13 protein-coding genes and 1 riboswitch are annotated in these 18,934 nt (G+C 66.6%); of the genes, 6 read left to right on the forward strand and 7 right to left on the reverse strand.

The genetic code is table 11. From position 1 onward, the window contains the following. Positions 1 to 10: 10 nt before the first annotated feature. Positions 11 to 1,528: an MASE1 domain-containing protein gene (locus ACTJI4_RS05865; protein ID WP_440868804.1), complete on the reverse strand. Its 1,518-nt coding sequence runs from the start codon at positions 1,526 to 1,528 to the stop codon at positions 11 to 13. Positions 1,529 to 2,099: 571 nt separating this feature from the next. Between ACTJI4_RS05865 and ACTJI4_RS05870 the strand changes: the two genes are divergently transcribed. Together ACTJI4_RS05870 and ACTJI4_RS05875 are read left to right on the forward strand one after the other, a co-directional pair. Then, positions 2,100 to 5,738, forward strand: a complete 3,639-nt coding sequence (locus ACTJI4_RS05870; RefSeq protein ID WP_440868805.1) for an autotransporter domain-containing protein — start codon at positions 2,100 to 2,102, stop codon at positions 5,736 to 5,738. 96 nt (positions 5,739 to 5,834) lie between these two features. After that, a complete protein-coding gene (locus ACTJI4_RS05875) occupies positions 5,835 to 6,791 on the forward strand; it encodes a Nudix family hydrolase (protein ID WP_392919151.1) in 957 nt (318 codons plus the stop codon). On the opposite strand, the gene ACTJI4_RS05880 is transcribed toward ACTJI4_RS05875, so the two are convergent. Together ACTJI4_RS05880 and metF are read right to left on the reverse strand one after the other, a co-directional pair. Continuing rightward, complete coding sequence (locus ACTJI4_RS05880; RefSeq protein ID WP_392919148.1) at positions 6,781 to 7,368, reverse strand: DUF4124 domain-containing protein; 588 nt, start codon at positions 7,366 to 7,368, stop codon at positions 6,781 to 6,783. The two genes, ACTJI4_RS05875 and ACTJI4_RS05880, sit on opposite strands and share 11 nt — an antisense overlap. 53 nt (positions 7,369 to 7,421) lie before the next feature. After that, on the reverse strand, positions 7,422 to 8,249 hold the full coding sequence (metF, locus tag ACTJI4_RS05885) for a methylenetetrahydrofolate reductase [NAD(P)H] (protein WP_392919145.1): 828 nt from the start codon (positions 8,247 to 8,249) through the stop codon (positions 7,422 to 7,424). 120 nt (positions 8,250 to 8,369) lie between these two features. Here metF and ACTJI4_RS05890 point away from each other — a divergent pair, with 120 nt between their 5' ends. Together ACTJI4_RS05890 and ACTJI4_RS05895 are read left to right on the forward strand one after the other, a co-directional pair. Further along, positions 8,370 to 9,248: a TIGR01777 family oxidoreductase gene (locus ACTJI4_RS05890; protein WP_440868806.1), complete on the forward strand. Its 879-nt coding sequence runs from the start codon at positions 8,370 to 8,372 to the stop codon at positions 9,246 to 9,248. Between the two features lie 41 nt (positions 9,249 to 9,289). Continuing rightward, a complete protein-coding gene (locus ACTJI4_RS05895) occupies positions 9,290 to 9,847 on the forward strand; it encodes a DUF3228 family protein (protein WP_392919139.1) in 558 nt (185 codons plus the stop codon). Between the two features lie 2 nt (positions 9,848 to 9,849). Here the strand turns inward: ACTJI4_RS05895 and ybaK are convergent, their stop codons facing one another. From ybaK to ahcY, 3 genes are all read right to left on the reverse strand, one after another. Further along, positions 9,850 to 10,320 (reverse strand): Cys-tRNA(Pro) deacylase, encoded by a 471-nt coding sequence (ybaK, locus tag ACTJI4_RS05900; RefSeq protein ID WP_440868807.1) that lies wholly within the window; start codon positions 10,318 to 10,320, stop codon positions 9,850 to 9,852. Positions 10,321 to 10,437: 117 nt separating this feature from the next. Then, positions 10,438 to 10,965, reverse strand: coding sequence for a hypothetical protein (locus ACTJI4_RS05905; protein ID WP_440868808.1), 528 nt, complete (start codon positions 10,963 to 10,965; stop codon positions 10,438 to 10,440). Between the two features lie 132 nt (positions 10,966 to 11,097). Continuing rightward, complete coding sequence (gene ahcY / locus ACTJI4_RS05910) at positions 11,098 to 12,543, reverse strand: adenosylhomocysteinase (RefSeq protein ID WP_392919131.1); 1,446 nt, start codon at positions 12,541 to 12,543, stop codon at positions 11,098 to 11,100. A gap of 32 nt (positions 12,544 to 12,575) precedes the next feature. Beyond that, positions 12,576 to 12,663: riboswitch (S-adenosyl-L-homocysteine riboswitch) on the reverse strand. Between the two features lie 126 nt (positions 12,664 to 12,789). On the opposite strand from ahcY, the gene ACTJI4_RS05915 reads away from it, so the two are divergent. Both ACTJI4_RS05915 and ppc read left to right on the forward strand, forming a co-directional pair. Continuing rightward, the gene (locus tag ACTJI4_RS05915) at positions 12,790 to 15,312 is read left to right on the forward strand and encodes a S9 family peptidase (protein WP_392919128.1); all 2,523 of its coding nucleotides are present in this window, start codon (positions 12,790 to 12,792) and stop codon (positions 15,310 to 15,312) included. A 244-nt stretch (positions 15,313 to 15,556) separates the two neighbouring features. Next, positions 15,557 to 18,265: a phosphoenolpyruvate carboxylase gene (ppc, locus tag ACTJI4_RS05920; RefSeq protein ID WP_440868809.1), complete on the forward strand. Its 2,709-nt coding sequence runs from the start codon at positions 15,557 to 15,559 to the stop codon at positions 18,263 to 18,265. 139 nt (positions 18,266 to 18,404) lie between these two features. Here ppc and ACTJI4_RS05925 read toward each other — a convergent pair whose 3' ends face one another. After that, positions 18,405 to 18,908, reverse strand: a complete 504-nt coding sequence (locus tag ACTJI4_RS05925; protein WP_440868810.1) for an acyl-CoA thioesterase — start codon at positions 18,906 to 18,908, stop codon at positions 18,405 to 18,407. Positions 18,909 to 18,934: the final 26 nt, after the last annotated feature.

The following is an 18,934-nucleotide window of genomic DNA, read 5'->3' on the forward strand; positions in this document are numbered from 1 at the left end:
TCCACAAGGATCATACGGATGCGATTGTGGCGGCACTGAACCGTGCCGCCATAGGCGAGCGCCCGACCAGAAAGCCGATCGATTGCCAAAGTTCGGGTTGCCTCGGAAAGGCGCTGGCGTGGGTCAAGAAGCGCCACGACCACAACGATGCCGTTGCGGCCCCCGCGCGGCCGCAACGCGCATTGACGCGGATCTGCGAGGACTCATTCTGCAACAACAGAGAAACCGCCTCGGTGAGGGTGCGGTACGTGGCCAGCTGCAGCGGGACTGTCAACTGGCACGGATCGCCTACAAGTCGCGGTTGGGCGATGCTTCCCGTGTTCGACCATGCCTCGCTGATTCCGCCGGCCTGGAGGGCCAGATACAGGCCAACATGCTCCAGCGCTGTCGGGTAGACCATGCTCGCCTGCTCGCGAAACTTGAGCGAGTACAGGCTGGAGGTCCGGATCAGGCTGCTGGCAATCTCCCCATGGCCTTGGCGTTTCAGCCAGTCGGCTGTTTCACTGAGGTAGGCGTCAATGCCATCGCCGATCCGGTTGATCTCCAGCGCGCGGTGGCGAAGATCATTTTCACCCGTCAGGTGCGATGTCTTGGTCAGGGATATGACCTGTCTGCTATGCAGGTCCCGCGTTCTGTAGCGATGGTAGTAGTGACTGATGGTCGAGCCCAAGGCAAGCAGCGCAGATCCGGCTACGGCCAGAATCAGCTGAACGGTGAACGTCTCAGAGTCGAAAGACCAAGGTCGCCCGGTGGTGGGCATGGTCAGGCCGACGACAAGGTTCAGAATCGGAACTCCGAGCACAGCGCCGCGCCATCCGTACAGGCACGTCAGCACGATGGCAGGAAGCGCCATCATCAGCTGAAGACTGGGTCGAAGTTCCTCATATACCGTCGGAAGCTGGGTCGCAGACATGCCAAGTGCCAGCATCAGCAGGAGCAGTCCTGTTGTTGCAATCGGAAGGGGCGGAGTCCGGTTCAGGCGCTGTCGCTGCCGTTGCAGCCACAGCAGCGCCAGTGGAGCCACGGTCAGAATGCCAATGAAGTTTCCGAGGATCTGATGTGCCGCCCTCGTTGGAAGGGGAATGCTGGAAGCTACCGGCCAAAGCAGCTGGGCAGTGCCAATGTTGATTGATGCGGCGGCCATGGAGGTCGTTGCGGCAAGGAGGAGCAGCCTTGCACCTGGGGCCTCGGGAAGCAGGTTTCGATGAAGCCGGACGATCAACGCAACAGTCGGCATCAGAAGGGCCGAGCTGATGATGGCCCACGCCGTGCCGTACTTTTCAAGCAAGGGATACCGAACCTGCGCAAGGTGGGCATATTCTCCGAGGATCAGATAAGGCCAGAGTCTGGTCGGGAAAAGTAGTAGTGCGGCAATCCGAATGCCCGCCAGCAGGTTGAACTGATCAACGGATATCTGGCGCGCGGCCAGGCAGGCCAGTGCATACAGTGCGGCGAGCAGTAACCCATCTGGGTAGATGCGCATCTGAAACTTCAACTGAAGTCCATTCTTCCACCAGTTCACCAGCACATCTCGCCTCCTGTTCAGTGCACGACGACATCAGCGGAGACGTGTCTTCGCTCGTCGGTGCGGGGAAGGTATCGGCGGTGGCGAAGGGGTGCAATCGGGTCGGCGAACTTTCAGAATGGGCTGATTTTCGCGTTCTGCTCTCGAAGTGTGGTGGCTATCACCAGGGCGATAGGATGCAATGCCGAACCGGGTGTCGAATGCGGCTTCTCATGCTGGGTTTCAGAGCGTTTGACGTACTGAGCCACTTGGCGTAATCGGCCCGCCACGTGTAGCGATTCAATGTGTCCACTTCGGATCATGCGTTGCATCATCCCGAACGCTGTGCGATCGCATGGCGGTGCGGTTCTGTGACCGGCTTCTCTTATGCAGATCTTTCAGAAAAACCTGACACAGATGCGTGGCGCATCCCCACGCGAGAGTCAGATGCGACCCACGGGTGGAATCACGACAGCACGTTAACGTGTTCAGCGCTGTCGCGAATGCGTTGCGTTCGGGGCAGGCTCGACGCGCATTGCGCTCTGCAGCCTGCGGCAGCGTCGCGTTTCCCCTGAGTCGCCATCCATGGAGTTTCATGAACAGGATTTATCGCCTGGTGTACAACCGCACCACCGGCCTGATGCAGGTCGCATCCGAACTCGCCACGTCCCCCTCTTTCCCGTCTCGGGCCACCGACAACCGTCGCCGGCGTTCGCCGCTGAGCGCGGCCATGCTGGTTGCGCTTGGCCTTTCGGCCGCATCGTTGCCCACCGCCTTCGCGGCGGTGTATGACTTCAATGCGCCGGACATCGTCAATGATTCGCGTGCGTACGTGGATGGCTTCCGCGTCGGGCCCAATGGCCAGGTGCAGGTCGACGTCCGCGACGGTGGCAGGATCACCTCCAACGGCCTGGTGTCGGTGGGCACGTCGGTAGGCAGCGACGGCAAACTGTACTTCACCGGGCCGACCTCGACACTGACCGTGAACAGCGCATCGGTGCGCGTGGGTGATGCAGGCAACGGCGAGCTGCGCCTGAGCGACGGCGCTGCAGCCACCGTTTCCGGCGGCACCGTGTCGTTCGGATTCGGGGCCGATGGCTTTGGCATCGGGCGGGTGGAGGGTGCAGGCTCCTCGCTCAGCGCACGCCAGCTGCTGGTGGGTCGCGAGGGAGCGGGTCTGCTCGACATCGTCAATGGCGGTCGCGTCGAAGTGACCCAGCCATGGCCGCTGGCGGGTACATCCTTCGGCATGAGCATCGGCACTGAAGCGGGTGGCATGGGCGTGGTCAACGTAAACACCGGCGGCGAGCTGGTCGTCACCGACAATGAGCTCCGGGTTGGCGAGGCCGGCACGGGCACGCTCAACATCGACAATGGCACTGTCAGTGTCGGTCGCAACCTCGTGCTCGGCGCTGCCAAGAACGCAGAAGGCACGGTCAACGTACGCAATGGCGGTAAGGTCAACGCACAGCTGCTCAGTGTCGGCGCGGCGCAGGACGCGGGCGGCACGCTGCTGGTGACGGGCGTCGGTTCCACCGTAGCGGCCGATGTACTGCGCGTTTCCGCCAATGGCAACGGCAAGCTGCGCGTTGAAGACGGTGGCGTCGTTGCAGTCACAGGCAACGTCACCGCCGAGGATGAGCAGGGCCTGCCGAGCAGGCACGCGCGCACCGGCCGCATCGAGGTGTCCGGCGCCGGCTCGGTGCTGAGCGGCGACCGCGTGATGACGAGCACGCATCTGCTGGTCGACAACGGTGGCCAGATCCAGTCCAACAGCGCCCGTATCAAGGACTCCTACAGCAGCACTGGGACCGCAACCCTCACCGGTACCGGCAGCCGCTGGACCAACCAGGGTGAGATGGACATCCGCACCGGCGTGGACGTGCTGGATGGTGCGGTGATCACTACCGATACGCTGCTGGTTTCCGGCGGCAGCAACTCGATGACGCTCAAGCTTGAGCGCGTGGATGAGCAGGTCCGTGTGAGCGGGGCCGGCTCGGCCATCGAGGCGGCCGGCGACATCATCGTGGGCAGCCACCTCGTCGGCGAACCGTCGGGCTACCTGACCGTGTCCAACGGCGGGCGCATCGCGGCGGGCGGTGACGTGGTGCTGGGCACCACAGGCTTCATTACCGTCGGCGGTGGGATGGCCGGCTGGCCCAACGGTGTGGAAACCTGGGCCGCGGCCGAAGCCGCTGGCGAACTGGGCAGTGCTGACATTGTCATGCAGTCGTCGTCGGGCGGTCTGGTGTTCAACCATACCGGGGACATCGCGCTCGCCAATACGCTGCGCAGCGAAAACCCCGACAGTGGCATGGTCAAGAACATTGCAGGCACCACCACGTTGAACGGTGACCTGACCGACTTCGGCGGCACCATCGCCGTCAACGGTGGCACGCTGCGCATCAACGGCGACATGTACACCGGCCAGAACCTGGTGGGCAGCAGCACGGCGCCGACGCAGCAGATCCACATCGCCGGTGGCACCCTGATTCTCAATGGCAGCGCCGGCTTCAACCAGACCATCAACTACGGCACCAGCACCGACGTGCAGCGCAGCGCCATCGTGACGGTAGGCAGGGGCGGCATGCTGGCGGGCAACGCGACCGTGGGCGAAACCGATGTGTACAACGGTGGCGTGCTGTCGCCGGGCGATGGCGGCGTGGGCACGATCACCATCGATGGCGACCTGTACATCAACACCGGCGGGCTGGTCCCGGCCAGCGTCGCACAGAAGGCCTTCTATGACGTGGACCTGCTCGGCAACGGCAAGGCCGACTTCGTCAAGGTGACCGGCAACGCATACGTTGGCCGCACGTCGGGACTCGACGGCAGCAGCGGCGACACCGGCGTGCGCGTGACCGGGCTTGACCCGCTGGCCAGCTACCAGAACGGCCAGACCTACGTGATCCTCAACGCGGCAGAGGGTCTCAAGGGTGGCTTCGACGATGTCATCTCCAACTCTGCCTTCCTCACTCCGACCCTGACCTACACCGGCAATGACGTCCTGTTGACCGTTGCGGTCAACAGCCCGGTGACGCCGGTGGATCCTGTCGATCCTGTCACCCCGGTGGACCCGGTAACACCGGTGGATCCTGTCACGCCTGTCGATCCCGGCTTCCCGGGCACCCCGGGCGTGACCCCGCCGATCGTGTTCGGCGCGGTGGCCGTCACCGGCAACCAGCGCGCCACCGCCGCGGCGCTCGATTCGCTGCAGCAGTCCGGCGACGCACTGGCCCTGTACAACGGCCTGCTGATGCTGGACGAGGCCGGTGCGCTGGTTGCCTTCGATGACCTCGGCGGCGAACTGCATGCCAGCAACCGTGCGCTGCTGCTGGATGACCGCTTCCTGCGTGAAGGCATCTCCCAGCGCCTGCGCCCGGCGCCGGACACCAAGCTCGACGGCTCCTCGGTGTGGGTGGCCGGCAGCGGCGCCTCCAAGCGCCAGCACAGCGACGGGACCGCCTCGCGTACCCAGGAAACCCGCCAGGGCCTGATGGTGGGCTACGACTGGACCTTCGGCGACCGCTGGACCGTCGGCGTGGCCGGTGGCCCGGAATCGCTGCGCCAGCAGATCCGCGACCGCAACGCGATCACCGAAGTCGATGCGGTGCACGGCGGCCTGTACGCCGGCTTCCGTGGCGAGCAGGCCTGGATCAACGGTGGCGCCAGCTATGCTGACTACGAGCTGGACACCCGTCGTGCGCTGGGTGCGGGCACGTCCTGGGAACAGACCCTGGACAGCCGCCATGACGCCCATGCGGTGCAGGCCTTTGCTGAAGGTGGCTGGGACTTCCAGCTCAGCGCGCTGACCCTGAGCCCGTACCTGGCCGTGGCCTACACCCGCCTGTCGAGCGAAGCCGCCACCGAAACCGGCGGCACCGCAGCCTTGTCGGTGTCCTCCAGCAAGGACGAGGTCTGGACCACCACCGCCGGCATCCGCGCGGCGTGGGACATCAGCGGCGGCCAGACCGACGGTGCCCGCCTGGAGGCCGGCCTGGCCTGGCAGAACGCGGCCGGCGAACTGCGTGCCGACGCGCGCAACCGCTTCGTGGCCGGCAGTGACAGCTTCACCATCAGCGGCCTGCCGCTGGCGCGCAACGTGGGCATTGCCGAACTGGGCGTGTCGGTGAACACCTCCGACAACAGCCGCCTGTCGATGTTCGCGCAGGGCCGTGCCGGCGATGGCCAGCGTGAACTGGGGGCCCAGCTGAACTGGAACGTGACGTTCTGACTGAACCCACCTCCTGATCCACCCGAAGGGCCCCGCACGGGGCCCTTCGTCTGTCCGGCATTGCGCATGCCCAGCCCGATTGGGCATTCTGGCCCCATGCCATCCCCCACACGATCGATCCACGTCGTGGCCGGCGTCATCACCGACGCCCGCGGCCGCATCCTGCTCAACCGCCGTACCGAGAACCGCGACATGGCCGGCCTGTGGGAATTCCCCGGCGGCAAGCGCGAAGCGGGCGAGAGCTCCGAACAGGCGCTGGTGCGTGAACTGCGCGAGGAACTGGGGATCGAGGCCGAAGTGGGCGACTGGATCATGGACGTGCCGCAGCTCTACCCGGACAAGCACCTGCGCCTCGAAGTGCGGCACATCCGCAGCTGGAAGGGCTCACCGCGCGGCCGCGAAGGCCAGGCCATCACCTGGGTGGCGCCGGACAAACTGTCGCGCTATTCGATGCCGCCGGCCGACCTGCCGGTGGTGGCCGCGCTGCGCCACCCGGACCGCTACCTGATCACCCCCGAGCCGGACGCCGACGAGGACGCCGCGCACCGGGACTGGTATGCACGTCTGGCGCGGGCGCTGGAGGCCGGCGTGCGCCGCGTGCAGCTGCGTACCCCGACCAGCCCGGCCCGCATCGCGTTGGCCGAGCAGGCCGTGGCCCGCCACCGCAGTGGCGTGCAGTGGCTGCTCAACCGCGATATCGAACTGGCCCGGCGGCTCGGGGTAGGCGTGCACCTGGGCGGCGAGCAGCTGCTGCAGCTGGAGGCGCGGCCATTGCCGGCCGACCAGCTGGTGGCCGCGTCCTGCCACGACCTGGCGCAGCTGCAGGCCGCGCAACGGCTGGGCTGCGATTTCGCTGTGCTTGGCCCGGTCCAGGCCACCGACAGCCACCCCGGCAGCACGCCGATGGGCTGGGACGCCTTTGAGACCCTGCGCGCGCAGGTTTCGCTGCCGCTGTATGCGCTGGGCGGCCTGCACCCGGACGACATCACCCAGGCGCGCCGCCATGGCGCGCAGGGCATCGCCGCCATCCGCGCGTTGTGGCCTACAGCGTGATCCAGAAGCACCCATACTGACGGCGCAATCCAAACACCGTCCGCGCCGGGGTGGCCGACGTGCCCAACGTCTGCTCCAACCGCAGCCCGATCGGCCGCGCCCGGCGGGCCGACGGCGCTGCCCCTTCCACCGCCTCGACCAGGCTCGCGTTCGGGTCGATCGGCAGCGGTGGCGGCGCGTCTATCTCCGGGTACACCGGTGCGATGTCCAGCAGAGGCCGCTGCACCACCGATTCCAGGCGCCCGATGATCTGGTTGGCGGTGGCATTGGACACGTTGCCCCACAGGTAGATGGACGACAGCCGGTTGACGTCCTGCAGGCTCACCGCATCGCGGATCTGGGCGGTCAACTCGCTCAAGCGGCGTGCACACCCGGCGCGGTAGATGCCGGTGTTGCCCACCGAGTCACCGCGCGGCGGCATCCGCGCCGTAGCGCCCAGCGCATCGCAGCTGCGATCGGTGAACACCGTTACCCCCTGCGCATTGGTGCAACGGTTCACACGCTGCGCCTGCGCCTGCGCCCACGGGGCCCAGCACAGCACGCACAGCGACAGCAGTAACGGAACGACCGGTCTCATCGCAGCAGGGTAGCGGCGTGCGCGTTATCTGCAAGCAGTGGCGTGGGCGATGTTCAGCGGCCCAGCAGCTTCAATACCTGGGTGGTGGGTTTGGCCAGGTTGAGGGTGTAGAAATGCAGTCCCGGTGCGCCACCGGCCACCAGCCGCTCGCACAGCTGGGCCACCACTTCGGCGCCGAAGGCGCGCACCGCCTCGGCGTCATCGCCATACGCCTGCATGCGCTTGCCGATCCAGCGCGGGATCTCGGCACCGCATTGTTCGGAAAAGCGGCGCAGCTGGCTGAAATTGGAGATCGGCATGATGCCCGGCACGATCGGCACCTGCACCCCCAGTCTGCGCACCGCATCGACGAAGTGGAAATAGGCGTCGGCGTTGAAGAAGTACTGGGTGATGGCAGCATCGGCGCCGGCGTCGATCTTGGCCTTGAAGTACCTCAGGTCGCGCAGCGCATCGTCGGATTGCGGATGGGTTTCCGGGTACGCACCAACCTCGATGTGAAAGGCGTCGCCGTGTTCGGCGCGGATGAAGGCGATCAGTTCGGATGCATAGCGCAGGTCGCCGGGGTGGCCCATCCCCGAGGGCAGATCCCCGCGCAGCGCCACCAGGCGCCTGCAGCCGATGGCCCGGTAAAGCTTGAGCAGCTCGCGGATCTCTTCGCGGCTGCCGCCCACGCATGACAGGTGCGGTGCGGCGTCGAAGCCATGGTGCTGCTTGAGGTGGCGCACTGTTTCGGAGGTGTAGCTCAGGGTCGAACCGCCGGCGCCGAACGTGCAGGACACGTATTCCGGCGCGTAGGCCTTGAGTCTGGCCGCGGTACGGTCGAGCTGGGCGCGCTGGTCGTCAGTCTTGGGCGGGTAGAACTCGAAGCTGAGAGCGGTCATGGGCGGCGGCGGCAGCGGGTGTGCCCACATCATATCGCTTCATCGCGATGAATGTAAAAGAGCGGGGGCAGGGCGTTTACACCGGGGCAGGTACAGTAGCGTTCCCCACGGAGAGCACGCATGGACATCCTGATCACCGGCGGCACCGGTTTCATCGGCCAATGCCTTTGCCAGCGCCTGCTGGCGGCCGGGCACCAGGTGACGGTGCTGACCCGCAGCCCGGGCCGGCGCGGTCTGGCCGGCGTGCAGTACGTCGCCGCGCTGGGAGATGTGGGCCCGGTTCACGCGGTGGTAAACCTCGCGGGCGAACCGCTGGTGGAGGGCCGCTGGAGCCCGGCCCGCAAGCAGGCCATGCTCGAGTCGCGGATCGACACCACGCGCGCCCTGCTGGACTGGATGCGCGGATTGCCGTCCCGCCCACAGGTGCTGGTATCGGGCTCGGCGATCGGCTACTACGGACCACGCGATGCCACCCCCCTGGATGAGTCGGCCTCGCCCGGGCATGACTTCGCCGCCACGCTCTGCCGGCGCTGGGAGGCCGAGGCGCTCAAGGCCGAGGCGCTCGGCGTGCGCACCTGCCTGCTGCGGACCGGCATCGTGCTGGATCGTGACGGGGGTGCGCTGGCGCGCATGCTGCCGCCGTTCCGGATGGGGGCGGGCGGGCCGATGGGCGACGGCACGCAGTGGATGAGCTGGATCCATCGTGAGGATCTGGCAGGCCTGATCCTGTGGCTGTTGGCCGATCCCGAAGCGCGGGGTGCCTGCAACGGCACCGCCCCGGCGCCGGTCACCAATGCGGAATTCGCCCGCACCCTGGCGCATGTGCTGAAGCGCCCCGCGTGGGTGAGAACGCCTGGCTTCGCACTGAAGCTGGCCTTCGGCGAAATGGCGGGCCTGCTGTTGACCGGCCAGAACGTGGTGCCTGCGCGCGCGCTGCGGGAAGGCTATCGGTTCCGGTACCCGACACTTGAACCGGCCCTGCGCGCGATCCTCGGCTGAGGGCGGTTACCCTGTGCACCTGTTTTCCAGCTGTGTGTGCCATGTCCATCGTCCTGACCGAATTCGCCCGTCCCCGTCTGTTTCCGCGTGTGCCACGTGGCAACACCATCCAGGACTGCAGCGCCGAGCAGTTCCAGGCGCATCTCAACGCGCATGCACCGTTCAGGGTGCTTGATGGCTATGCCCCATTCTGCAAGCTGTTCGTGTACGAAAACTGGACATCCACGCGCTGCCTGACGGTGCCGATCACCGACGCCAACCGCCACCAGCTGCGCAGTGCCTATGAGGCGCGCAATCGGGAAGAGCTGCCGGTGCTGGTGCGCTGGTTTGAAGGCGTGGAGTCGCCGCGCGCGAATTACCTGGTGGTGATCCTGTACAGCGCCGAACAGCTGGCCAAAGAGGGCTCGCCCATCGACGCCGACTGGGGCATCGTGGGCTGCATCTATACCGCCGAACCGGAAGAGGTGCCGATGGCCCCGATCACCATGATGCGCAATGCGCTCGGGGTGGAAGAGGGGGGGTCAGGCGTGCCGCTGGACCGCGAGGCATACCAGCGCGCGGTGACGTATTGGGAAAGCCACGCCAATTGGCGGCCGTGACGTTACGGGCGACCGATGCACGCCATGCTTGCGTCGGTCAACGCGATCAGGTCGGCCGGGGCCAACGCTACCTCCAACCCGCGCCGCCCGGCGCTGACATGCATTGCCGGTAACGCCTGCGCGCTGGCATCGATGAAGGTACGGAGCTTTTTCTTCTGCCCCAACGGGCTGATTCCGCCGACCAGGTATCCGGTGGCACGCTGTGCCGCATCCACCGCCGCCATCTCGCACTTCCGGCACCCGGCCGCGTCGGCCAGCGCCTTGAGGTCCAGTGTCCCGGCGACCGGTACGATCGCCACCAGCAGTTCGTGCCTTTCGGTGCTGGCCAGCAGCGTCTTGAACACCGTCGTGGCGTCCAGCCCCAGCTTCTCCGCAGCTTCGCTCCCGTAGGAGGCGGCGTTGGCATCATGGTGGTAGGACAGCACGCCATGGGCGATGCCGCGTTTCCTGAGCAGATTGATGGCCGGGGTCATGGGAAGGCAGCTGGTTGGGTCGTACCACCTTAGCGTCGGCGCGACCGCAAAATCTTGACCCGGACTATTGGTTCCGCTGCTGACGGCAATGGGGCCGCCAGCAGCAGGAATACGAACTCAACCCTTGGGCGCGCACTCGACAGAGTCGACTTTCCCGGCCCCGTACTTTGCTTCCGCACTGGTCTTTGCCAAGCCATCAGCCACGTCACCGTTGCTGGCGGCGACCTCGAAGTAACCCTCCGCCTCGCCCCTGAGTACATTGCCGTCCGCATCGTGCACGGCACACCGGTAGGTACTGGTTGCACCTGTCGCTGGGGTGGATGGAGCCGTTGGCGTCGGATCGGTACTCGTGGTCGGTGCCGACGTCGCAGTGTTCGTTGCTCCTGCGACCGCATCGCATTGGGCCTTGGTCAGCGTGACGCTGTTCTTCTTGTAGCGCGTGGCAGCAGCCAGTGCACCTGCTTCCGCTGCTTTCAGGTCGGCCGCCTTGATGGCGTATTTCCCGTCAGCGTTGCTGCTCGCTTCCGGCGTTTTGCCGTCTGCACCGGAAAACACCATGCACCGATAGTCGGCGGCGTGGACGGGGGACACGCAAGCGGCACCGCACAGCACCAGCAGCGCGGGAAGTACGAACTTGATGGTCATGGAAGTCTCCGGAATGCACCAGATATTCCCCCGCGCGCTGATGATCCTGGCCCGGAGGTGAGGACCGGGTGCAGTGCGGGTGAAGCCCGCATAAAGAAAAACGGGCGCCCGAAGGCGCCCGTCCCCCAACCATCAGTAGCGGTAATGCTCCGGCTTGAACGGACCTTCCACCGGCACGCCGATGTAATCGGCCTGTTCCTGGGTAAGGGTGGTCAGCTTCACACCGATCTTTTCCAGGTGCAGGCGCGCCACTTCCTCGTCCAGCTTCTTCGGCAGCAGGTACACCTTCTTCTCGTAGCTGTCCTTGTTGGCCCACAGGTCGATCTGGGCCAGGGTCTGGTTGGCGAACGAGTTGGACATCACGAAGCTCGGGTGGCCGGTGGCGCAGCCCAGGTTGACCAGGCGGCCTTCGGCCAGCAGGAAGATCGCGTTGCCGTTCGGGAACACGTACTTGTCCACCTGCGGCTTGATGTTGATGTGCTGCACGCCCGGGAAGCCGACCAGCGCATCGACCTGGATCTCGTTGTCGAAGTGGCCGATGTTGCAGACGATGGCCTGGTCCTTCATCGCGCTCAGGTGCTCGATGCGGATGATGTCCTTGTTGCCGGTGGTGGTGACGTACAGGTCCGCACGACCCAGGGTGGATTCGATGGTGTTGACCTCGAAGCCTTCCATCGCCGCCTGCAGGGCGCAGATCGGATCGATTTCGGTGACCACCACGCGCGCGCCATAGGCACGCAGCGACGCGGCGCAGCCCTTGCCCACGTCACCGTAGCCGCAGACCACGGCGACCTTGCCGGCGAGCATCACGTCCATCGCGCGCTTGAGGCCATCGGCCAGCGACTCGCGGCAGCCATACAGGTTGTCGAACTTGGACTTGGTGACCGAATCGTTGACGTTGATCGCCGGGATCAGCAGGGTGCCGGCCTGGGCCAGCTGGTACAGGCGGTGCACACCGGTGGTGGTTTCTTCGGACACGCCCTTCCAGTCCTTGACCACGCGGGTCCAGTAACCCGGACGCTCCCTGGCCACGCGCTTGAGCAGGTCCTTGATGACCTGCTCTTCGTGCGAGGACGCCTTTTCGTCGACCCAGGTGCTGCCGTTCTCGAGCTCATAGCCCTTGTGGATCAGCAGGGTGACATCGCCGCCATCATCGACCACCAGTTCCGGGCCGGTCAGGGTGCCGTCGGGCAGGGTGAAGGTCAGCGCATCCAGGGTGCAGTCCCAGTACTCTTCCAGCGTTTCGCCCTTCCAGGCGAACACCGGGGTGCCGGACGCGGCGATCGCGGCAGCGGCGTGGTCCTGGGTGGAGAAGATGTTGCAGGACGCCCAGCGCACGTCCGCGCCGATGTCCTTCAGCGTCTCAATCAGCACCGCGGTCTGGATGGTCATGTGCAGCGAACCGGTCACGCGCACGCCCTTCAGCGGCAGGCTGGCGGCGTGCTTGCGGCGGATCGACATCAGGCCCGGCATTTCGTGCTCGGCGATATCCAGCTCCTTGCGGCCCCAGTCGGCCAGCGAGATATCGGCGATCTTGTAATCACCTTCGGTAGAGAAGGTCTTGGCAACAGCGTTCATGCAAAAGCTCCGGTAATGGACGAATGGCTCGTCTTCGCCGGGCGCCGTTGGAACCAGCCCTGCCACCGAGCCTGGCCGTGCGGAACAGGTCCGGCAGCGGTCGCAGCGCCCCTCGGTGGAGGGGGTGCCCATTATATCCCGGCGCACCGCCCAGGCATGAATCGGTGCCCGCCCCCAACCATCGGCAGGGGGGTAAACCGCGCCCCGCTGTTAAGGTCCAAGGTTTGCACAGCATGGGGTGGGAAGATGACAGGCAATGACCATACGCGCCGCGCGCGCTGGAGCAGCCGGCTGATCGTGGGCATGGCTCTGCTGGCGGTGGCGCCGCTGGCGCTGGCGGCAACGCCCACCGCGGGACAGAAGCCGGCCCAGGCTGCTGCGGCGCCGGCCGGGCAGGGTTACCAGCTGCCATCGGCGGCGCTGCAGGCGGTGGCCAACGCTCCGCGCGCACCCACCCTGAGCCTGTCGCCGCGCCGTGATATCGCCGCCCTGCTGCAGACCCCGCCGCTGCCGTCGATCAACGAGGTGGCCCAGCCCGAGCTGAAGCTGGCCGGCGTGCGGATCAACCCGGCGACCTTCTCGGCCAGCACGTTCACCTTCGCCGACAAGCTGTGGCTGATGAACATCGCCGACGGCAGGGAGCGCCAGATCACCGGGCTGCCGCAGCCGCTGTCGGTGGCCTCGCTGGCGTGGTCGCCGGACCAGAAGTACCTGGCCTTCAACCATGTGAACGCGGCCAGTGGTGCCAATGAGTTGTGGATCATCGACGTGGACAGCGGCAGTGCGCGCCGCCTGCTTGCCGACCTCAACACCGTGTTCGGCAGCGGCTACGACTGGCTGCCCGACAGCCGCGGGCTGGTGGTGACCCAGCAGCTCAAGGGCCAGGGCCCGGCGCCCGCCGCCGACGGCATTCCGACCGGGCCGGCGATCCAGCAGACCCAGGCCGACGCAGGCGTGCGTGCGATCCGCACCTACCAGGACCTGCTCAGCAACGAGGCCGATGCGCGCCTGTTCGAGCATTACGCGCGGTCGCAGCCAGCCCGTGTCGCGCTCAATGGTGTGACCGCACCGCTGTCCACTGCCGGGGTGTATCTGGACCTGAGTGTGTCGCCGGATGGCCAGCACGTGCTGGCCCAGCGCGTGCAGCGCCCATACTCCTACCTGGTGCCGGTCGATGATTTCCCGCGGCGCATCGAAGTGCTGTCTGCCGCTGATGGCCGGTTGCAGCACACCGTGGCCACCCTGCCGCTGGTGGAAGGTCTGCCCACCGGCAACGACGCGGTGCCCACCGGCGTGCGCGAGGTGAGCTGGCGCGCGGATGCGCCGGCCACGCTGGTCTGGGCCGAAGCCCAGGATGGCGGCGACCCCGCCCGCGACTCCAAGGTGCGTGACGCAGTGCTGATGCAGGCCGCGCCGTTCGAGGCGCCGCCGGTCACGCTGGCGCAGTTGGGCAGCCGCTATGCGGGCATCCAGTGGGGCCGTGGCGACCTGGCGCTGCTCAACGAATCGTGGTGGAAGTCGCGCGTGGTCAAGCAATGGCGGATCGCACCGGACCAGCTGGACCGGGCCCCGCAGCTGCTGTCCGAGCGTTCTTCGCAGGACCGCTACAACGATCCGGGCAAGCCGGCGCTGGTGCGCGACGTGAACGGGCGTTCGCGCCTGCAGATCACCGAAGACGGGCGCAGCATCTTCCTGCTCGGGCAGGGCGCATCGCCGGAAGGCGACCGGCCGTTCGTGGACCGCTTCGACCTTGAGAGCCGCACCACCACCCGTCTGTTCCATTCGCAGGCGCCGACCTATTCGCTGCCGCAGGCACTGCTTGACCAGGAAGGCACCGCGGTGCTGCTCACCCGTGAGTCACCCGACACGCCGGCCAACTACTTCGTGCAGTCGCTGGCCGATGCCACGGCCGCGCCGCGCGCGCTGACCCGGTTCGAACATCCGCTGCCGCAGCTGCGTGGAGTGAGCAAGGAACAGATCCGCTACAAGCGCAACGACGGCGTGGACCTCACCGCTACCCTTATGCTGCCGCCGGGCTACAACGCGAAGAAGGATGGCCCGCTGCCGATGCTGATGTGGGCCTACCCGGGTGAGTTCAAGACCGCCGCCGCGGCCAGCCAGGTGACCGATTCGCCGTACCGTTTCAACGCCATCGGCTACTGGGGCCCGCAGGCGTTCCTGGCCAAGGGCTATGCGGTGCTGGTCAGTCCGTCGATGCCGATCATCGGCGAAGGCGACAAGGAACCCAACGATACCTACCTGCCGCAGCTGGTGGCCAACGCCGAAGCGGCGGTGGATGAGGTGGTGCGGCGTGGGGTGACCGACCGCGAGCACATTGCCATCGGCGGGCATTCGTATGGGGCGTTCATGACCGCCAACCTGCTGGCCCATACGCGGTTGTTCAAGGCCGGCATTGCCCGTAGTGGTGCCTACAACCGCACACTGACGCCGTTCGGGTTCCAGGCCGAGGAACGCAACTTCTGGCAGGCCCAGGACGTGTACCTGAAGATGTCGCCGTTCAATTTCGCCGACAGGATCAAGGATCCGATCCTCTTCATCCATGGCGGGGACGACAACAATTCCGGTACGTTCCCGATCCAGAGCGAGCGCATGTTCGCGGCGGTGAAGGGGTTGGGGGGCACGGCGCGGTTGGTGATGCTGCCCAACGAGTCGCACCATTACCGTGCGCGCGAGTCGTTGATGACCATGCTGGCCGAAAGCGAGCGGTGGTTGGAACAGACCATCGGGCCGGGAATGAAGATCAAATGATGCCGCGCCGGGGATTACCCCGGCGCTTGCTTCGCTTCTTCGGCGTTTTCCAAACGCGGGAGGGATGCCGGGGACGAATGCCACGCGGCGTCGGATGCTTGAGCCGCGCTGGCGCGCGGTTGCCACGCAGGGCGTGGCACTACGTCACCAACACATGCAATTGAAACTATCTGTGCGGCGTCGATCACCGCGCGATCTGCGTTAGGCTTGACTGGATTCCGTTCCCGAGGCCAGTGCGTCGCAGATGAACGAGTACCGCAGCAGCATCGTCTTTGCCACCCCCGACATTCCCCTGCGTGACGATGTGCGCCGACTCGGCGCACTGGTCGGCGACCTGCTTGCCGAGCAGGTCTCCACGCAGTTCTTCGATGATGTGGAACAGGTGCGCACCCGCGCCATCGCGCGCCGTGAAAGCGATGCGCCGCTGTCAGATCTCAATGATGCGCTGACCGGGCTGCCGCCCGAACGCGCCGAAGCGATGGTGCGTGCGTTCAGCACCTACTTCCAGGTGGTCAACATCGCCGAGCGGGTGCACCGCATCCGTCGCCGCCGGGATTACCAGCGCGCCGGCACCGCGCCGCAGCCCGATGGCCTGCAGGACGCACTTCAGCAGCTCAAAGCGCAGGGCGTCACCCTGGATGAGCTGGCCAGCTGGCTGCCGCGCATCGACATCGAGCCGGTGTTCACCGCACACCCGACCGAAGCGGTGCGCCGCGCCCTGCTGGAAAAAGAACAGCTGATGGTGGCCAGCCTGGTCGACAACCTCGACGGCCAGCGCACCCCGGGCGAAGCTGCGGCCGATGCGGCGCGTTTCCGCATGGCGCTCACCGCGTCCTGGCAGACCACCGATTCCTCACCGGTGCGCCCCACCGTGGACGATGAGCGCGAACACGTGGGCTTTTACCTGGTGCAGGTGCTGTACCGGGTGATCCCGGTGCTGTACGAGTCGCTGCAGCAGGCACTGGTCGAGACCTATGGCGACAGCGTGCCGCTGCCCCGGCTGCTGCGCTTCGGCACCTGGGTGGGCGGCGACATGGACGGCAACCCGAACGTGGATGCCGGCACCATCCGCAGCACGCTCGACGCGCAGCGCCAGGCGGTGCTGGGACGCTACCAGAAGGACCTGCTGCAGCTGGCAAGCCTGCTCAGCCAGTCCACCGAGCGGGTGGCGGTCAGCGACGCACTGCAGGCCCGGGTGGCGCATTACCAGCAGCTGCTGCCCACGGTGGTCTCACGCCCGCGGCATGCCGACATGCCGTACCGCCTGCTCAACGACCGCATGCGCGCGCGCGTGCAGGCCACGCTGGAGGACGCCGAGGGCGCCTACGCCTCGCCACGGGAACTGGAGGACGACATCACGCTGATCCTCGACAGCCTGCATGCCAACAAGGGCGACCACGCCGGTGGCTTCGCGGTGCGCCGGCTGCTGTGGCGGGTGCGCACGTTCGGTTTCCACCTGGCGCGCCTGGACGTGCGCCAGGAATCGAGCGTGCACGGGCGTGCGCTGGCCAGCGTGCTGGATGGACAGGACGCCTGGGACGCGGCCGACGCGATTGCGCGCGCGCAGCGGTTGGCGCCGTTCGCGAGTGGCGAGCAGGCACTGCCGGCCAGCACGGAGGCCGGCGGCCAGCGCCTTGATGCGGTGTTCGCCGCGCTGGCCGATGCCCGCCGCCGCCACGGCGCTGATGCCCTGGGCAGCTACATCATTTCCATGGCCCACGACCGCAGCGATGTACTCGCGGTGCTGGCGCTGGCACGGCGTGGCGGGCTGGTGGACGAGGCCGGGGCGGTGCCGCTGGATATCGCCCCGCTGTTTGAAACCGTGGACGACCTGCAACGCGGCACCGACACGTTGCGCGACCTGCTGGCCGACCCCGTGTACCGCGCGCACCTGGCCGCGCGCGATGACGTGCAGATGGTGATGTTGGGCTATTCGGACAGCGGCAAGGATGGTGGCATCGCCGCGTCGCGCTGGGGCCTGCAGCGCGCCCAGGTGGAGCTGCTGGAAGTGGCCGCTGAAAGCGGCATCCGATTGACCTTTTTCCACGGCCGCGGCGGCTCGATCAGCCGCGGTGGCGGCAAGACCACTGATGCGGTGGACGCCTCGCCACGCGGCAGCATTGATGGCCGCCTGCGCGTGACCGAACAGGGTGAGGTGATCCATCGCAAGTACGGCATCCGCGCGCTGGCGCTGCGTTCGCTGGAGCAGTCCACCGGCGCGGTGCTGCGCTCCAGCCTGCGGCCGCGGGCACCGGAACCGCGCGAAGCGCAGTGGCGCCCGGTGATGGACCTCGTGGCCGGGAAGAGCGCGGACGCCTATCGGGCGTTCGTTGGCCAGCGCGATTTCATGCAGTACTTCCGCCAGGCGACCCCGATCGATGTGATCGAGCGGATGACGCTGGGTTCGCGGCCGTCACGGCGGCTCGGGCAGGACGCTGCGTTGACCAACCTGCGCGCGATTCCGTGGGTGTTCGCCTGGAGCCAGGCGCGCGCGGTGATTCCCGGCTGGTATGGGGTGGGCAGTGGCCTGCAGGCGGCGATCGATGCCGGGCATGGGACCACGCTGCAGGCGATGGCGCGCGACTGGCCGTTCTTCAGCACCTTCCTGGACGACATCGCGATGGTGCTGTCCAAGGGCGACATCACCATCGCCGAGCAGTTCTCCCGGCTGGCCGGCCCGCTGCACGCCATGTTTTTCCCGCAGATCCAGCGTGAGCTGGCGCTGACCGGCAAACTGATCCTGGAGATCACCGGCCAGGACGAGCTGTTGCAGCACGACCAGCGCCTGGCGCTTTCGATCCGCCTGCGCAATCCGTACATCGATCCGATCAGCGTGCTGCAGGTGGACCTGCTGCGCCGCTGGCGCGAAAGCGGTGGCGAGGATGACGAGGTGCTGCGCGCCCTGGTGGCGTGCGTGAACGGCGTCTCCCAGGGCGTCCAGAACACGGGGTGAGGCACATATCGACCAACGGTCGATACCTACCCGGGCATGACGACCCGGATCGCCCTGCGAGATGGGGGTCACGACCATTGGTCATGACAACCTCGACCGACGTGCCACAACGGTAGGTCACGACGGTTGGTCGTGACGCTTATTCCGGCGAGGGCGGATTGGACGCCAACAACTCGCGCTGGCGCTGCTCCATCTCCGCGCGCAGCTGCCGGCGCAGCAACGCGGCGGCATGGCGGCGGCGCTGGTCGCTCGATTCCAGCTGCAGCGCCGGAACCGGGGTCGGCTTGCCGTCGTCATCGACCGCCACCATGGTGAAGAAGCAGCTGTTGGCGTGCCGCACGCTGCGCTTGAGGATGTCCTCGGCCACCACTTTCACCCCGACTTCCATCGACGAGGTGCCGGTGTAGTTCACCGAGGCCAGGAAGGTGACCAGCTCACCGACCGCGATCGGCTCGCGGAACGTCACCTGGTCCACCGACAGGGTCACCACATAGCGGCCGGCATAGCGGCTGGCACACGCGTAGGCGACCTGGTCGAGCAGGCGCAGGATCGCCCCGCCATGGACCTTGCCGGAGAAATTGGCCATCTCCGGCGACATCAGCACGGTCATGGTCAGCTGGTGGGATTTGATGTCGGAAGGCATGCAGGGATTGTAACGACGACGGCCCG

This window comes from Stenotrophomonas sp. 22385 (assembly GCF_052045085.1).
Lineage (GTDB): Bacteria > Pseudomonadota > Gammaproteobacteria > Xanthomonadales > Xanthomonadaceae > Stenotrophomonas.

What these genes read in the sequence shown, in the direction of transcription:
- ybaK (WP_440868807.1), bottom strand. Translation starts at nt 10,320, where the DNA reads ATGACCCCGGCCATCAATCTGCTCAGGAAACGCGGCATCGCCCATGGC.
- ACTJI4_RS05895 (WP_392919139.1), top strand. Translation starts at nt 9,290, where the DNA reads ATGTCCATCGTCCTGACCGAATTCGCCCGTCCCCGTCTGTTTCCGCGT.
- ACTJI4_RS05880 (WP_392919148.1), bottom strand. Translation starts at nt 7,368, where the DNA reads ATGAGACCGGTCGTTCCGTTACTGCTGTCGCTGTGCGTGCTGTGCTGG.
- ACTJI4_RS05890 (WP_440868806.1), top strand. Translation starts at nt 8,370, where the DNA reads ATGGACATCCTGATCACCGGCGGCACCGGTTTCATCGGCCAATGCCTT.
- ACTJI4_RS05905 (WP_440868808.1), bottom strand. Translation starts at nt 10,965, where the DNA reads ATGACCATCAAGTTCGTACTTCCCGCGCTGCTGGTGCTGTGCGGTGCC.
- metF (WP_392919145.1), bottom strand. Translation starts at nt 8,249, where the DNA reads ATGACCGCTCTCAGCTTCGAGTTCTACCCGCCCAAGACTGACGACCAG.
- ACTJI4_RS05925 (WP_440868810.1), bottom strand. Translation starts at nt 18,908, where the DNA reads ATGCCTTCCGACATCAAATCCCACCAGCTGACCATGACCGTGCTGATG.
- ACTJI4_RS05875 (WP_392919151.1), top strand. Translation starts at nt 5,835, where the DNA reads ATGCCATCCCCCACACGATCGATCCACGTCGTGGCCGGCGTCATCACC.
- ACTJI4_RS05915 (WP_392919128.1), top strand. Translation starts at nt 12,790, where the DNA reads ATGACAGGCAATGACCATACGCGCCGCGCGCGCTGGAGCAGCCGGCTG.
- ahcY (WP_392919131.1), bottom strand. Translation starts at nt 12,543, where the DNA reads ATGAACGCTGTTGCCAAGACCTTCTCTACCGAAGGTGATTACAAGATC.
- ACTJI4_RS05870 (WP_440868805.1), top strand. Translation starts at nt 2,100, where the DNA reads ATGAACAGGATTTATCGCCTGGTGTACAACCGCACCACCGGCCTGATG.
- ppc (WP_440868809.1), top strand. Translation starts at nt 15,557, where the DNA reads ATGAACGAGTACCGCAGCAGCATCGTCTTTGCCACCCCCGACATTCCC.